Origin of the sequence: Marinobacter lipolyticus (genome assembly GCF_018424605.1) — a bacterium.
GTDB classification, from domain to species: domain Bacteria; phylum Pseudomonadota; class Gammaproteobacteria; order Pseudomonadales; family Oleiphilaceae; genus Marinobacter; species Marinobacter lipolyticus_B.
The window spans coordinates 450,421-467,218 of sequence record NZ_QTKT01000002.1; the positions used below are offsets into that span (position 1 = coordinate 450,421).

The 16,798-nt window shown below is 51.7% G+C and carries 11 protein-coding genes; 8 read left to right on the forward strand and 3 right to left on the reverse strand.

Translation table 11 applies throughout. From position 1 onward, the window contains the following. Window positions 1–48 precede the first annotated feature (48 nt). The 3 genes from DYI22_RS04445 to DYI22_RS04455 all read right to left on the reverse strand — a co-directional run bounded on the left by DYI22_RS04445 (window position 49) and on the right by DYI22_RS04455 (window position 3,915). Entirely contained in the window at window positions 49–879 is an 831-nt protein-coding gene (locus tag DYI22_RS04445) for a trypsin-like serine protease (protein ID WP_213476822.1), read from the reverse strand. An 82-nt stretch (window positions 880–961) separates the two neighbouring features. Next, window positions 962–3,076 (reverse strand): helicase-related protein, encoded by a 2,115-nt coding sequence (locus tag DYI22_RS04450; protein ID WP_213476823.1) that lies wholly within the window; start codon window positions 3,074–3,076, stop codon window positions 962–964. Then, entirely contained in the window at window positions 3,073–3,915 is an 843-nt protein-coding gene (locus DYI22_RS04455) for a DUF1837 domain-containing protein (RefSeq protein WP_213476824.1), read from the reverse strand. Before DYI22_RS04455 ends, DYI22_RS04450 begins: the two co-directional genes overlap by 4 nt. A gap of 229 nt (window positions 3,916–4,144) precedes the next feature. Between DYI22_RS04455 and DYI22_RS04460 the strand changes: the two genes are divergently transcribed. The 8 genes from DYI22_RS04460 (at window position 4,145) to DYI22_RS04495 (ending at window position 16,775) form a co-directional block, all read left to right on the forward strand. Further along, entirely contained in the window at window positions 4,145–4,513 is a 369-nt protein-coding gene (locus tag DYI22_RS04460; protein WP_213476825.1) for a hypothetical protein, read from the forward strand. 4 nt (window positions 4,514–4,517) lie between these two features. Continuing rightward, the gene (locus DYI22_RS04465) at window positions 4,518–5,480 is read left to right on the forward strand and encodes a DUF932 domain-containing protein (protein WP_213476826.1); all 963 of its coding nucleotides are present in this window, start codon (window positions 4,518–4,520) and stop codon (window positions 5,478–5,480) included. An 86-nt stretch (window positions 5,481–5,566) separates the two neighbouring features. Beyond that, window positions 5,567–6,568 (forward strand): YqaJ viral recombinase family protein, encoded by a 1,002-nt coding sequence (locus DYI22_RS04470; RefSeq protein ID WP_213476827.1) that lies wholly within the window; start codon window positions 5,567–5,569, stop codon window positions 6,566–6,568. 56 nt (window positions 6,569–6,624) lie between these two features. Beyond that, complete coding sequence (locus tag DYI22_RS04475) at window positions 6,625–7,512, forward strand: hydrolase or metal-binding protein (RefSeq protein WP_213476828.1); 888 nt, start codon at window positions 6,625–6,627, stop codon at window positions 7,510–7,512. A gap of 273 nt (window positions 7,513–7,785) precedes the next feature. After that, window positions 7,786–10,374 carry an AAA family ATPase gene (locus tag DYI22_RS17625; protein ID WP_213476829.1) on the forward strand — a complete coding sequence of 863 codons (2,589 nt, stop codon included), beginning with the start codon at window positions 7,786–7,788 and terminating at the stop codon, window positions 10,372–10,374. After that, a complete protein-coding gene (locus DYI22_RS04485; protein WP_213476830.1) occupies window positions 10,367–11,836 on the forward strand; it encodes a DUF262 domain-containing protein in 1,470 nt (489 codons plus the stop codon). Before DYI22_RS17625 ends, DYI22_RS04485 begins: the two co-directional genes overlap by 8 nt. Next, window positions 11,826–13,814 carry a DUF262 domain-containing protein gene (locus DYI22_RS04490; RefSeq protein WP_213476831.1) on the forward strand — a complete coding sequence of 663 codons (1,989 nt, stop codon included), beginning with the start codon at window positions 11,826–11,828 and terminating at the stop codon, window positions 13,812–13,814. The genes DYI22_RS04485 and DYI22_RS04490 overlap by 11 nt, the downstream gene beginning before the upstream one ends. Window positions 13,815–13,901: 87 nt before the next feature. Continuing rightward, window positions 13,902–16,775, forward strand: a complete 2,874-nt coding sequence (locus DYI22_RS04495) for an SNF2-related protein (RefSeq protein ID WP_213476832.1) — start codon at window positions 13,902–13,904, stop codon at window positions 16,773–16,775. The last annotated feature ends 23 nt before the right edge of the window (window positions 16,776–16,798 follow it).

Consider the following 16,798-nt stretch of genomic DNA (forward strand, 5'->3'; position numbering starts at 1 on the left):
TAAAAATACCCCCAAATTCGTGATATTTCTCGCAGCAGAGGCGTGACGTCAGAAGCGTCCCTTGCCTGCATTTATTAGAGCTGCGTAAATTGTAGAGAGCTTAACGGCCACCAGCACTTTCTGAGCTCTGTGGAATTCAATGAAAATGCCGATCAGCTTACCTTGGCACCAACTGTCGGCACGAATGCTAGCAAAATCTAACCCCTTAATTGAAAAAAGACCACCTCCACTGACTCCTATCGGCGACCAGGAGTTGACTTTGTTACCTTCCTCGTCTTTAGAATACTTACCACAGAAATCTAGGAGTAAATGGCTCGTAGCGCTTGCACCAACGGCGGAGAAAAGGTCGGCCTCGTGCTTGAGGAACGACGAATAGATAAAGGGGACCTCTTTTACAGTTTTTGCGTTCCGATCAAACTTTTTGTTTTTCGAGTTGGGATAGCCCAACGCTAGACAGAATTTTTGTGGCTCTCTTTGGGAATGAGTAAGACATTCTTTCTCATCGATGTAATCCAAATGCCCAAGCGATGCTTCGAAATCCTCGCTCACTTTGTGTACTGCAAAATCCAGTTTGTCGTTACCTCTATGGCCACTTGGAGGCTCAGTAACAAGGAAATCACCCACTATTTCAACCAAATTTTTCTCGCCACTTACATAAAGCGTTGTCTGTTCATTGTTGTCAATTACGTGCGCAGCAGTAACTACGTATTTTGTTCCCCCGAACTCCACTAAAACACAACTACCGATATGTTCCGGTTCGCCATGCTTTGTACTTCCGAATATAGGCCTCACGGAGCGAAGAAATTTTCGTGCAAGCTGATCAGAGCACGTATTCATTCGTTCTCTAGCAATATCTCTTAAAGTGACGACCTGAACCATTCATCTACCTTTTGCTCTTACTGAATTAGCTTACCCTATTAACGATAGTTTGCTAATTAATTCATTACGCATTGAAGTGCGCTCACAGCCCAGCTTGGAGATCTTGCAGCATATCTCGCTCAAAGCGGGACAAAAAGGTTAGTTGGCTCGGTTCGAGCTTACGCACTTGATCAAGAGCCTCGTCCAAGTCATCACTTAAGCTGAGAGCCTTCGTTAGCTTTTCACCTATCTGAATAGGTAGCCCGTACTCTTCCATTGCCACTACTGAGGGATTTCTGAATAGGCACTCAAGTTGGTGGGCGAAATAGCTGTAATCGCCGCTATGTGAAAATCGAGCGGTGAACACATGATCTTGGATAGTTGAGAGTGCCATTAAAAGCCTGGGGAGTTCGAATCCAGCCCAGTTTCTATCAAAAGAAAATATCCGTTCCACTGCCTCATTCGCACTCTTGGCAGCATATTGGCCTGGTATGAGTTCGTTTTCTACTCGTTCACGAATGCTTTTTCCCTTCATTAGGTCCCAAGCTTTAAACGTTAGCTGTGGGCCGGAAAATACACCGCTTTTGCCTCGACCTGATGTTAAAAACTGCCAAATTAGTCTACACGCAGTATCAAGTTCTTTATATGCTGGACGACCACTCCATATGAGATCCTTGGTTTTCTCGGGACTGAGTGACCATAAATGCTCAGCTAGCGTTATTTGATCGGCTGGGTCTATAGAGCTATTAATCTTTAAGAGGTCGATTGGTAGGACGCTTTGATCAAGATATCCAGCAATCCGGTTTTTCGACTTAGTGTTTAGGTCGACTTCGTCCATTTGTATTAAAAGACTCTCCGGGACGTTGTCACCTTGAGTAAAAACAGGGAAATCAACTAGGGGCAGCTCCTCCTGAGGGGGTTGGTTAAACAAATATACATTACCTATAAAGTGCTGAAACATTCGTCCTGATCGCCCACGAATGTTGTTAAAAGTAAAAAAGTTATACGGTTGGTTACCGATATTACGGTCGACCACGATAACATTTTTTGCTGAAGTGTTTACGCCCTCAATTAGTGTAGACGTGCAGACCAAGAATTTTATGTGACCTTCATTAAATTCTCTAACAATATATTGCCCTAAGGACCTAGGCAATCTTCCATGGTGCAAGCCAATACCGAACTTGAGAGCTCGCTGAAAAATCCATTCGGGGTGGAAGTGATTAGATAGCCACTCATATTCGTCATCGAAACTTTTTTCCGACGCACTGATACCGGAGTCAACTAAGCTCTCGACAATTTCATTAGCTCGCTTTGGCGATTGACAATAGATAAGCGTCTGGCCGGAGATATCTTCGGCTAGCTTCTTAAGCCGTTCAGTATCATCTCCCTCGCCGTCGACTGTGTGTAACTCTGTTACTACGGTCGAAAAGTCGGTGTGAATAAAGGTGCAATTGAAGCGTGTTTCTACGCCCGTTGGTATCTGTCTGATAGAGGGGCCAAGCAAGTAAAATTGGCCACCTCCTTTGAATAATCGATAGAAGGCTTGATTTAAGGCCACTGTCCTTGTGTCGTCTTCTTCAAGGTTATCTATCTTGTAGAATTCATCTATGACAAAAAAGTCTATTTGCGGGAGATCGGGGTAAGCTATTAACCTTTCAGCGGTGAAAACAAAAATATTCGACTCTGACGATCTTTGTGTAACTTGAGTAACTATTTTTTGTTCGTAATTTGCTTCAGCTAAGCGGCGGCGAGTTTCATCGATTAGTGCTATTGTCGGAACGACTACAGCAATATTTTTGTGTCGTCCGGTTGATATAATTGCATCTAAAATGCGGCTTTTTCCAAAACTGGTTGGCGCGCTTAGAATTACATTCTCGCCGACATCTAATCGTCGAAAGACCTCCGCTTGCACTCGGTTGAAGACAATTTCGGATTGGTCTGTTGGTCTGTGAAGTTCATATGCGATTAGATCACGTATATTGAGATTTTCTCGAGTCAAATATGGAAATAGGCCTACTTGCCGCGTGAAAGCGTCTAAGATATGCCGAAATTCACCAAAGGCATCTTTTTTGTCAAGTGCTCGAAGAACCAACTCTCGAGCTACAGTTTCTTCTGCGTCATTATTGATGTATGCGCTTATTTCATGAAGGAGTTCGAACCCACTCGATTGAATGTGATTCCGGTTCGAGAGTGCTTCTACGATTTCGTCGTAATTCATAAGTTTTTCCAAGCTTCCAGCTTTTGATGCAGGCAAGTAACGAGTGACTGCTTGTCACCAAGTGGCATGAGGAAGAGCTCAATGCTTACGTTTGGCAGTGTTTGCTTTGCAAATTTTTCGTAGTGATGGCGAACTTCCGCCTCAAATTGCGCACAATACTCGGAGGAACACGCTTCATATTCTCCAACGCATTTACTGTCGTAGGTGAGGAGTACTGGGATAACCGCTTTTGAGAAAACTTCATCGAGCGAAGTATTTGGAGAGAGCAACGATTTTAACTCTTGAGAATGAGGCCACTCGTCATCGATCTTGCCAGTAATCAATAAAAATTCGTCTTTTAAATAATTGCTCTGTGTGTGGTCGTGTAATTCCTGAACGACATCATTGATCGCTTGGTTTATGTCTTTATAGAATTTTACCTCGCCTAGCCAGAGCTCTAACCCTTCCTCTCCAGGAACCACATGCACTGCATCAAATCCTTTGACGGTGTCATTTCGGGCTGTCTTGTAATAAATTTTGCTTATTGCGGGGAGAGACCCGAAAACTTGACGTACTGCGGCATGGAGAAATAGTTCGCCGAACTCCCCACGTTTTTGAAATTTTTCAGTTGCGTATACGTTTGCAGCTGCATGGCGCATCAGCCGAACGATATTGGATGAATCCATTCCTTCTAGCTCTTTGTGTGTCAGAGCAAACTCTGGCAACCACTCCATTGCATGGTCAGCAAGCTGCTCTGTCCGCCACTCTCCAAGTTCGTAACCTACGCAAAGCCCAAGTAGTCCTGGAGAAACTGCAGCGTCGTGTACCCTGACTTTGAGAAATGGTTCAGGTGTTTTCATGCTTTACTCGGTGATGGGGAAGAAACGAAAAGTAGATTTAACATGTTGATCCTAGGTTAGAATTTCTTCTCCGTCCATTCCTGGAACCCAATCCGTTCGGAGTCGGACAGTAAATGAACAGAACTCACCCTCGTTAGATCTTTCATTCCACTCGGTCTCAAACCTATATCACCTCTGTGAACCAAGGCACCAACGGTGCCTTCTCTCCCAATTCACAGAGGTAATTCCCATGTCCGAACAATGCCCCAGATGCCTGTCCACCCGGATCGGCAAGAACAACTACGGCAAGAAGGCGGCTGGTGTGGTCGGCGCTGCCGCTGGCGTTTATGGCGGCTACGCCTCCGCAATTGCAGGTGCTCGCACCGGTGCTGTCGTCGGAGCGATGGCTGGCCCGGTGAGTGGTATCGGTGGTGCGGTGATCGGCGGTTTGCTGGGCGGTGTCACCGGTGTCTCCGCTGGCATCATCCTGGGCGATGTGCTGGATGAAGTCGTGCTCGATAACTACCGCTGCCTGGAGTGCGGTCACTCGTTCAGCATCGAACCTGACCCGGAAGACGAAGACTCCAGTAATCCTCCCTCCCAATTCCCAAAGGAGTAACCTCATGGCCCATCTGATCGAGCAAATGGCCTACGTTGGCCAAACCCCTTGGCATGGCCTGGGGAATGAACTGACCTCCAATCAACCGCTGGAAGTCTGGGCGAGGCAAGCGGGACTGGATTGGCAGATCGAAGAGAGCGCCGTCCGGTTTGTCACCAACTCCGGTGGCACCCTGGGTGAGATCCTGTCCTACCCGGATTCGAAGGTGCTGTATCGCTCGGATACCAAAGCGCCGCTATCGGTCGTCGGTAATCGCTTTAAGGTAGTTCAGCCGGAAGAAATACTGGAGTTCTACCGGGATCTCACCGAGGTTTCCGGTTTCGAACTGGAAACGGCTGGCGTACTGAAAGGCGGCCGAAAAATGTGGGCGTTGGCCCGCACCGGTCAATCCGGCGTGCTGAAGGGCAACGACCAAACCAATGCCTATGTCCTGCTGGCAACGGCTTGTGACGGCACGATGGCTACGACGGCTCAATTCACCAGCATTCGGGTGGTGTGTAACAACACCCTAGCTGTTGCTTTGAAGGATTCCACGGCAAACGCAGTGAAGGTGAAGCACAACACGGCGTTCGATGCGGACCTGGTGAAGAAACAGCTTGGCATCTCCGTCTCCGCCTGGGATGACTTCATGTATCGCCTGAAAATCCTGAGCGAGCGGAGGGTGAGAACGACCGAAGCCAGAAATTACTTCCTGAAGGTGTTCACGGACGATTCCGGTACCGGCGTTGGCAAAACCAACGAACGCTCCATGGCCAAAGCCCTTTCTCTGTACGAGGGTGAGGGCATGGGTGCCTCGCTGGCTTCGTCTGAGGGAACGGCTTACGGATTGTTGAACGCGGTAACCGAGTTCATTGACCATCAACGCCGTGCGAAAAGCGTTGATCACCGGCTTGATTCAGCCTGGTTCGGTAACGGTGCCGCCATTAAGAACCGCGCCCTCGAACAGGCCGTGTCACTTGTGGCCTGAAGCACTTCTCACAACCCTAAAACCGCCATAAAGCCCACCGGAGCCTCGTGCTCTGGTGGGCTTTTTTATGTCTGGAGGAAAACACCATGGGCATGAGCGCAAACGTCATTTCGAAGCAACGGCCAGCGCTGCGACTGGTTTCAACCAAGGGTCTCAGCCGCGACGAATGGCTGAAAGTCCGCAAACAAGGCATTGGAAGTAGTGATGCCGCTGCGGCAGTGGGCCTGAACCCTTACCAGTCGCAGTTGGAGCTGTGGATGGTCAAAACCGGTCGCGATGCCGGCCTGCCTAAACCCAATTCGGACGATCCGGCATCCCCTGTCTACTGGGGCCATATCCTGGAACCGATTGTGGCTGAGCAGTACCGCCAGCAAACGGGACGTAAGGTTCGCCGTGTAAACGCCGTCTTGCAACACCCTGATCCGGACAAGCAATGGATGTTGGCCAACCTGGATTACTCCGTGGTGGCTGAGGATGAGGTTCAGATCCTCGAATGCAAAACAGCGGGCGAGTTTGGTTCGCGACTCTGGAAAGAGGGTGTGCCGGACTACATCCAGTGCCAGGTACAGCACCAATTGGCCGTAACCGGCAAGCAAGCTGCGGATGTGTGCGTGTTGTTGTGTGGCCAGGAGCTGAAAATCTACCGAATCGAACGAAATGAGGAGCTCATTGAGGCCCTTTATGTCCTGGAACGCCAGTTCTGGGATTTCGTGGAGACGGACACACCGCCACCGGTAGACGGCAGCGATTCCGCTGAGCGGGCGTTACGCCATCTCTACCCCGTGGACAAGGGCGAAACCCTGGACTTCAGCCAAAGCAAGGATCTATCGGCGGCCTTCAATGAGCTGCTTGCTATCCGCTCGGAGCTGGAAGCGCTGAAGCAGACGGAATCCCACCTGAAGCAAAGAATTCAGCGCCAAATGGGTCACGCATCCAAAGCCACATTCCCCGGTGGCAGTGTGAGTTGGAAACGGAGTAAGGATTCCGTTGGGCTGAACGTGAAGCAGCTACTGAAAGACCAGCCGGAGTTGCTGGAGCAATACCCCCTCACCAAGCCGGGTAGCCGGCGATTCCTCATCCACGCCTAATGTCCCATGGCCACGCGGGTAGCGCGTACCCCTTGGCCTTTTTCAGGAGAAGCATCATGATTAAAGGGTTAGCCATCACACCCCCAGTGCTGGGGCGAATTAGCATCGGCCGGGTAATCGAGAAAAACGGCATCCGGCTACCGCAGAAAGACGATCAATTCACCATCACCTCCCAGATCCAGGAAAAAGGCGGCTGGGTACTGCACCCCCTGGACGAAGAGCTGAGAAAGGACGCTCCCACTAGCAAGCTGCGAACCATTCCGGTACGCATGCTGTTCAACGAGGCAGATCTCAACCTGCGCGCTGAATACACCATGTTTGACCGTAAGAGCGGACGTCCCATGTGTGTGGGTGACGGTCATACCTGCAAGCGCCTGACGCAATCCGGTGTACAGTCATTGCCTTGCCCAGGGCCAACGCTGTGCGAGTTCGGCAAAGGTGGTCTGTGCAAGCCCTATGGGCGACTGAATGTGAAGATCGGTGACGACGATGATCTCGGCACCTTTATCTTCCGCACAACGGGTTACAACAGCATCCGGACGCTGGCGGCCAGACTGAGCTACTACCAGGCAGTTTCTGGGGGTTTATTGGCATACATGCCGCTGGAACTGAAGTTGCGGGGTAAAAGCACTACACAGAGTCGGCGAGCGCCAATTTATTACGTGGACTTGGTGATCAAAGAAGAGCTATCACTGAAGGAAGCGGTGTCGGAGGCGAAGGAAAAGGCCGCGCAGGTGGCAGAGGAGGGCATTGATCAGTCGGCGCTGGATGCTGCGGCTGCCAAGGGATTTGGAAACGCGTTATTTGAGTATGATGAGGATGAAATAACTGAAGTTTTGGAGGAGTTTTACCCTCTCTCGTCACATGGAAGTACGACAGAAAGTGCGGTGACAGCCTCTAAACTCATGAAAGGTTTGGAGTCTCAGCACTCGGTAGCAGGATAGAGAGCGACGAGTGGCCCGTTGGGGCCACTCGTCGGAGTACTGGTGAATTTATTTTTTGTTTCAAATAGTGAGAGCCCAGAGATCAAGCTGGATACCGTGGTGTTTACCGTAAATAAGTAGATTGCGGTGGTAGTTTGACCATGTGTGAATTCAAATGCGGTGAGGTTGTCCACCATTTGAGAGGATGGTTACATTTTCAGTACATGTCAGCGTAAACTGGGTATCAGACTGATCGGAAACGACTTTGAAAGCAATACAAGGAGGACGCAGTCTGTGCCTGATGTGGATGAAACAACTATCGAGTGGCTCCATGGTCAGCAAGACTGGCTACAGCAAGCAACCGAGACACTGCTAACTGATGGATGTCTATCCGACGCGAAGCTCGACGAGTTGGTTGCTTATCTAAAAACCTCTGAGGGACAGGAGGTTACGAACCACCGCCAATTCGATGGCCTGACCACTCATGCAGCCGCTACCGGGGAGTTGCGACTCACTGAGATTGGCGACATTAGCGGAATTGAAAATCTGGCACCCAGGCAGCCTCTGAACTTCGGTAAGGGGAACCTTTGTGTGATCTATGGGCATAACGGGTCAGGCAAATCCGGTTACACGCGCCTGCTAACGAAAGTTTGCGGAAAACCACAGGCAAAAGACCTTAAGCCCAATGTGTTTGAAGCGCCGCCTGCTGAGCGCCATTGTAAGGTTAGCTATTCTGAAAGCGGGATAGCAAGCGCTCTGGATTGGCCAGCGAATAGCGCTCCGATTGATGCCCTTCGGTCTGTAGATATTTTCGACGCCGAAACTGCCGTTGCCTATCTCACTGAGGAAACAGCAGCCACCTACACGCCACCTTCCGTTGCTCTTTTTGAGGAGCTGGCCAGTGTATGTAACCGCATCAAGGAGAGACTTCAATCTGAGCAGGAAGCCCTGTTTAGTGCGTTGCCACGGTTGCCTAACGAATATGCGGCAACGCAGGCGGGCACTGATTATCGCGGGTTGAAGTCGACCATGACCGAGGTAGATATAGAACCCATCATCCAATGGGCATCCCGCGACCAGCGAACCCTGGATCAATTGGACGAGCGTTTAAAAACAGCAGATCCAGGACAGTTAGCTCGCAGCAAACGAAATACTAAACAGCAACTCGAGCAACTCGTGGCGAAGCTCAAAGCTGTGATGGCTGCACTCGGCAAAGACCGCCTCGATTCGATTCGGTCGTTCAGAAGTGAAGCGATCAATAAACGTCGTATGGCGAGAGAGGCAGCTAAGGTAAAGTCTGCCGAGTTGGAAGGCGTCGGCACGGACACTTGGCGTGCATTATGGGAAGCTGCACGAGTTTATTCCCAAACCCCCTATCCTGGGCAACAGTACCCCGTTACAGACGATGCACGATGCGTCTTGTGTCATCAAGAACTGGGGGAGGAAGCGCAGCGGCGGTTACTGGATTTTGAAAGTTTCGTGCAAGGCCGTTTGGAGACCGAAGCTAAGGTAGCGGAAGAATCCTATCGGCAGGCTTTGGCGGCCCTGCCCTCGGGGCTGACAGAGGAACAGTGTGCAACAGCATGCCAAGCGGCCGGGTTGAGCGACGGTCCATGGGAAACACGGCTCATGGAATCGTGGCGTAAGATCGTCAAAACGCGTGCTGTTCTTTTGGACCACGAGGCGAAAAGCAATGCAGAACCCCTGGAATGGCCGACCGATATCATTGAAGAACTGAGCAATCGGATTCAATTGCTTGAACGTGAAGCCGCACAGCACGATGAAGACGCGAAACACTTTGATCGTGCCCAAGCCACCAAAGAAAAGTTGAACCTAGAAGCTCGAAAGTGGACCGCGCAGCAGGCTGCAGCGGTTCGTGCCGAACTTGAACGCCTTCGCAAAGTGGCGCTCTACGAAAAGTGGAAGCGTTCAACGAATTCCCAAGGTATTTCGCGTAAAGCGGCGGAAATTGGTGAGCAGGTTATTACTCAGATGTTCGTGGATCGTTTTAATCGCGAATTAAAAGCATTGGGCGCCTCCCGGATAAAGGTTGAGCTTTACAAATCGCGCACGACAAGGGGGAAATCGCTCCATAAGCTTCGGCTGAAGGGGGCGCAAACCGGCCGAGACTTACCGGAGTCGGTATTAAGCGAAGGTGAGCGTCGGGTTGTGGGGTTGGCAGCGTTTCTCGCGGATGTCGCAGAGCAGCCTCACGCTGCCCCCTTTGTCTTCGATGATCCTATTTCTTCACTGGATCATGATTACGAATGGCATGTGGCAGTTCGGTTGGCTCAGTTGGCGCAAACGCGGCAAGTGCTTGTGTTTACACATCGGCTATCGCTATACGGAGCGATGGAAGATGCTGCCAAAAAGGTTGGTGATGCTTGGAAAAATGACCATTTGCAGCAGCTTTGTATCGAATCCTTTTCTGGCACTGCAGGACATCCGGCAGATCAAGCGGTATGGAATGCCAATACCAAGAAAGCCAACAACATCCTATTGCAACGGCTCGATGACGCTAGGAAGGTAGGTGAAGCCTCAGGAGCTGAAGCCTACAGGGGCCTAGCTCAAGGTATATGTAGTGACTTCCGAAAATTGCTGGAGCGGACTGTTGAAGACGATCTTCTGAATCAAGTTGTGAGGCGCCATCGCCGCAGTGTCACGACGGACAATCGGTTAGCCCCGTTGCCGTTGATTAGCCATGAAGATTGTCAGTTTATTGATGACATGATGACCAAGTATTCCTGCTATGAGCATAGTCAGTCGTCGGAGGTGCCGGTCTTTATTCCAGAGGCAGATGAGTTGCGAGCCGATATCGAGTCACTGAAAGCATGGCGTGAGAGCTTTCGAAAGCGCCCCGAAGGAAGCGTTGCCAGTGCCTGAGTCTGGTCCCGTTACGGTAAGCGTGCGAAGTTTCGTCGAGTTCTTTGGTGAGTCTTCTTTGCCGGTGGCAGTCGACACATACCAGCGCGGCTTTGTGTGGGACCTGGAGAAGGTAACGCAGCTTGCGGAGGACCTGGTGGCGTACGAGGAACTGGGTGAGGAGGCTCCACCTTATTACGTAGGCACGGTGCTGGTTCACCGCAGTCCGGCGAAGGGCAAGCGCTTTATTATCGACGGACAGCAACGGTTGACTGCTCTGACCATCCTGTATCGTCAGCTAACCGGTTCCCTGCCGGAACAGTTTGCCATGACGTACTCTTCGCGATCGGCGCGCCGCATTCGCTCGGCGGCAAAAACCTTTCAACAGCTGCGAAAACCCGGCAAAGAGATCTTTAAACGGATTCGGTTCACCATTATCGAAGTCGATCGGGTAGATCTGGCCTTTACCTTCTTTGACACGCAGAACAATCGGGGTGTGCCCTTGCATGCGACCGATTTGCTCAAGGCCTATCACTTGCGTGCAGTAGAGGGTGAAGCGAGAGAACGACTGCAAACGCTGTGTGCCAGCGGCTGGGAGCAAGTCCAGCAAAGCCGCACTGCGCTCGGCCCGGAGGTAGAGGTCAAGGACTCCGCTCCGCGCCTGTTCAACCTGTTTCTGTGGCGGGCAAGGTGTTGGACCGGCAAGCAACTGCGACCTGGTGGCCATGACGCACTAATGGAGGCTTTCCAAAAGGATACCTGGCCGCTGACCGGCCCGGAAGATGGCATTCCGCTCTACCGTTCCCGTCAGAATCGCCTGGGCACCCATCTACGGCTGGGTGAGGCCGGACAACGGGAAATCCAGACTCACCCCATCACCTTGAGTGCACAGGCGGCCGACCTGCCTTTTGCTATTCGTCAGCCAGTGCACAAAGGGATCGGTTTTTTCCTCTATGCGGAAAAGTATGGTGCCTTGTTGCAATGGATGCTGGTGGACGAAACCTCTTCTTCGCAGCGGGTCTGTTTTCGGAGAATCCACACCGACCTCATGAGGGCGAACTCAGTTTATCTTCGGGAAATTTTCGTTCTCGGGGCGCTGATGTATGCGGATCAATTTGGCGAGGAGCAGCTGTGGGAGTTTGCACTCTGGTATGAACACGCGCTTGGAGCGATCCGACTGGAGAAACAGCAGGTGCGTTACGAAGCGGCAAAGAATTTTTTTCGCGATGATGCGCTCAACCTGCTTGACGTTATTGCTGGGGCCTATCTTCCAGATCAAGTCATAGGGCATCTGAAGCGACACCATCGTCATGACAGGATCTACGCTGACGAGCAGATCGAAACCGGAAAAGGCGTGCAGGGGCGCTACAAGCAGGCAGTATTGCGCTATTTCAAGATGCCATCCCTAAGCCTGAAGGGGAAAGCAGGATGGATAGAGCACTTGGTCAGCATGGATCAGGAGGAGGCCGGCCATGGCGTATGATTCGCAACTTATCAGCCTGGCAGAAATCGTTGAGAAGGAAGAATCCTGGACTTTCAATGTGCCCATCTATCAGCGCCTCTACGTGTGGGGAAGTGACGAGGTGAAAACCCTGCTTGATGATCTCGTCAACGCCTATGAGCGGGATGAAGACTTGTTTTTCCTGGGGGGGACTCTGGTAGTCGAACAGCCATCTAATCATGGACGGAAGTTTGAACTGATCGACGGGCAGCAACGCTTCACCACCCTGTGGATGCTTTGTCATGTCTGGCGCCGGGCGCTTGAGCCCTTTTTGACAGTCAAAGAGGGTGGAGAGAATCTTCTGCGTCTGGGCTTTGCCATCCGTCCGACGGTCAATCGTTACCTGAAATCTTTGGTTCTAACCGGGCATGATGCGGAGACAGAAACGGCGAGGGAAACCCACAAGATGCGAGAGGCTGTTGCAACCATGGAGGCGCTCTTCAAGCGCCGAGGTCTTCCCCATGGTGTCAGCTTGGACGAGCATTTGGCGGGCCTCAGTCGGTTTGTTTTCGAGAAAGTTAAGCTGGTCTTTACCGTGGTTCCCACCGAGACCGATTTGAACAAGCTGTTCGAGGTGATCAACAATCGTGGAGTGCAACTCCAGCACCACGAGATTCTCAAGGCTCGGATGTTGGACGCCCTCTCAGACCAGGAGCGGCAGGCTTATGCCATTTTATGGGACAGTTGCGCCGACATGGGAGAGTTTGTGGAGCGCGGATTGGCGGCCAACTCCGCGCTAAGCGCTAAGGATGTCGCGCAGCTCTGCGACGCGGAGGCGATGGTTCGTGATGCCGAGCCCCTGGCTAAGGCTGTGGCGGTACTCAAACGGCTCAATGCTACCGTCCAAGATCAGGGGGCGGCCGATGCTCTCGGGCTGGACGAGATTTTGATTTCTCATGAAGAGTGTGGGGAGTTAGATAATAAGGATAAAGGAGAGCCCCAGGAGGGAACGACATGGATGCGAAGCATCGTCGGCTTCCCAATGTTTTTGCAACATGCTCTTCGTATCTGGCTGATCCGTGAGGGCCGCCCGGATCTTCCGCGCATTTTGGATCGGGAGCTCCTGCAGCTGTTTGAAACGCATTTTTTTTATGACGGGAAGGAGATCGAGCAGGCGGAACGCTGTCGCTCCTTCATCAAGTTGCTCTGGGAGCTGCGCTACCTTTTTGACAAGCATTTCATCAAGTGGGTCGACCGTGGTGATGAAGAAATCCACATGATCAGCCCGCTCAGTTTAAGTAAAAGCGACGGAGCGCTTAGTTTGAGTCGTGGTCGGGAAAGCGAGAAGCAACAAGGATTCGGCTTGCTCCAGAGCATGCTTTATCACTCGCAGGAAATCACGACTCACTACTGGATCACGCCCCTGCTGAACTTTATCCATAAAGGCCCGCAAGAAGCAGAGAATTATTATGAATACCTCCGGCACCTCGACACCCACCTTCTTGGATCAACCATAGAGGGAAGTCTGATTGAGCGGACAAAAACGTTTCTGGACAAGCCTTGGTCACGCCATGACTTGAACCACGAGCAGGAGCTCAGGAAGGAACATGGCGTCGGATTTCGGCACTACTGGTTCTATAAACTGGAATTTGTTCTTTGGTATCTGTATCGGAACGAAAATGCTGGATGGCGTGACTTTCGTTTCACAGCCAAGAACTCTGTTGAGCATATTTCTCCCCAAAATCCAGTAAAGCAGGACGACGATCGCGTGGAGAAAATGCGGCATCGCTTCGGCAATTTAGCGCTTGTCTCTCGAAGCTTGAATTCCGAATACAGCAACCTGCCTTTCAACGAAAAACGGCAAAGGTTCATTAACAACAACAAATCGACAGTGGATTCGCTGAAGATGAGCGTGATCTACAGGCACGAGACCTGGAGCGATACCTTCGCTCAAGAGCACGAGAACGCTATGATTTTAGCTTTTGACAAATACGCAGCAAGTTTGAAGTCAGGGGGGTAACGTAGGTTGCTCCTAGTAGTGAGTTTGATTCTTGCCTTTAGCCAGTACAGTTGAAACCGCTTGCTCCTCAAAAAAAGGAAGTACTCCATGCCTATAACGGACTACCACGCCAAGTATTTTGCCTACGAACTCACCAGGCAGCGTCGTGGTGGTGACGTTGGTCGTCTGACCCAGTCGCTATTCGATGCCTCAGTCGACCTGAACCCCCACCAGATCGATGCAGCGCTCTTCGCTTTGCAGAACCCCTTGGTAAAAGGTGTGATCCTGGCGGACGAGGTCGGCCTGGGTAAAACCATTGAGGCTGCCCTGGTGCTGGCACAGTACTGGGCAGAACGTAGACGAAGACTGATCGTCGTCTGTCCTGCGGCTTTGCGTAAGCAGTGGGCAAACGAGCTGGCAGAGAAATTTCATCTGCCCTCGCAGATTCTGGATGCCCGAACCTATAAGGAGTTGCGTAAGCAGGGTGTGGCAGACCCGTTCGACCAGCCCGGTGTTAACGTCATTTCTTACAATTTTGCCGCGAGAATGTCGGAGAAACTACGGCTTACACCGTGGGATCTGGTGGTATTCGACGAAGCCCACAAACTCCGTAACGCCCACCGGGAAAGTCATCGTACTGGCCAGGCTATCAAAGAAGCCTTCGGCGCTTGCAATAAGCTGCTGCTGACGGCAACGCCACTACAGAATTCCCTGATGGAGCTGTACGGCCTTTCGACGGTCATCGACAGCCAACTGTTTGGTGATGCGCTCAGTTTCCGTCGCCAATATCTGCGCGGTGGAGAAGACCTGGAAGGACTGAAAGAACGGCTTCAGGAGTTCACCAAACGGACCTTGCGTAAACAGGTTCTGGAGTACATCCGCTACACACAACGACGTGCCATCACGATTCCCTTTGCTCCATCGGAAGATGAACTTCGGCTTTATCATCTTGTGTCTGCCTACCTGCAGCGTGAGAACAGTTACGGCGTCCCCCAGCGGCAGCGCCACCTGGTCACTTTGGTGGTCAGGAAACTGCTGGCATCCTCCACAAGTGCCATTATCAATACGCTTGAGACGATGATCGATCGGTTGAAAAGGCTGGAGCAAACTCAAGAAGATGAAGACAACTGGCTGGAAAAACTGATCGGTAGTGAGGATGTAGAAGAGGACCTCCTTGATGAAGCCGCTGACGGGGAGGGCGAATACCAGGTTGAGCAACCGGATGAGCCCATACAGCTGGACCGCCTCCGTGGAGAGATTGCTGAACTGGAACAGTATCTGGATCTGGCACACAGAATCACTGAAGACGCTAAATCTGCAGCTCTGCTGAATGCGCTGGAGCAGGGCTTCAGCCACATGACGGAGATGGGCGCGGAGCGTAAGGCCGTCATCTTCACCGAAAGCCGGCGAACTCAGGATTATCTGCTCAAGTACCTGGAACGGCATGGCTACCTTGGTAAGGTCGCCACATTCAGTGGTACCAATAATTCCAGCACTACGCAGGCGATTTACAAGCGCTGGCTCACGCGTAACGAAGGTTCTGATCAGGTTACCGGTAGCCCTGCAGTTGACCGGCGCACAGCGATTATCGATCACTTCAGGGACGATGCAGAAATACTCATTGCCACCGAAGCCGCAGCAGAGGGCGTGAACCTTCAGTTCTGCAGCCTTGTCGTCAATTATGATTTGCCCTGGAACCCTCAGCGAGTAGAGCAGCGCATCGGGCGCTGCCATCGCTACGGTCAGAAATTTGATGTCGTCGTCATCAACTTCCTCAACCAAAAGAATGAAGCAGATCGGCGAGTTCTTGAACTGCTCAGTGAGAAGTTTCACTTGTTTGATGGCCTGTTTGGTGCGTCAGACGAAGTGCTGGGCCGAATCGAGTCCGGTGTCGACTTCGAGAAGCGCATAGCGGCCATTTACGACACTTGCCGGTCTCAGGCCGAAATCGAACAGGCCTTCAATGATCTTCAAAAGGAGCTCGAAGAAAGCATTAACCGGCGAATGCAAGAGACTCAGGAAAAGCTTCTGGAGCATTTCGATGCCCAAATCCATGACTTGCTGAAGATCCAGCGCGAAAGAGCAGAGCAGCAGCTCGACCGGGTAAGTCGCCTCTTCTGGCAGCTCACCAGGCATCAACTTGCCCCCTTCGCAACCTTTGATGAGAACCGCCTGGCATTTGAGTTGAACGAAAGTCCGTTAACCAAGGTGGCCACCGGTGCATATGAGCTGATCCGAAAGGGCGAGAAACCGTCAGAGCACGCCCACCTATACCGGTTAAGCCACCCCCTCGGTGAGTATGTTTTGGACACTGGCCGCAGGTTGGAAACGCCGGTAACGGAAATGGTGTTCAATCTGTCTGGCCACGAGGCGAAACTTTCCGCACTCCAGAATCTTCCGGAAAAATCCGGCTGGCTTGAACTGAATTTGCTTGAGCTGCAAAGCTTTCAGCGCGAAGAGCACCTGGTTTTTACCGCAGTCACGGATGCCGGACAGCTGCTTGATGAAGAGCAATGCGAACTCTTTTTCCGGCTGCAGGGTGAGGTGCTGAGCAATGACGCTGACGGCCCCGTTCAGCAACCGGGGCGGCAGCTAAGTGAAACCGTTACCAGGCAACTGGATGCCCGGCTCAGCCGATTGCTCGACGAGAACAACGAATACTTCCAGCGTGAGCGGACCAAGCTCGAAGCCTGGGCGGATGATCAATTGTTGAGTGCAGAGCAAAAGCTCGAGGACACAAAAGCTCAGATCAAGGAAGCAAAGCGCCAGTCCCGCCTGGCAGAAAGCGTTGAAGATCAGAAGCATGCTCAAGAAGAGATCAAGCGTCTCAGTAAGTTGCAGCGCCGGCAGCGACAGGAAATATTCGATGTGGAAGACGAGATAGAAGCCCGCAGGGATGCCTTAATTGATGCGCTGGAGCGCCAGATGCATCAGAGCAGTAGCACCCATCACCTGTTTCGAATTCGATGGCGCCTAGCCTGATCTTTAGCTGTCAGTTCGATTAA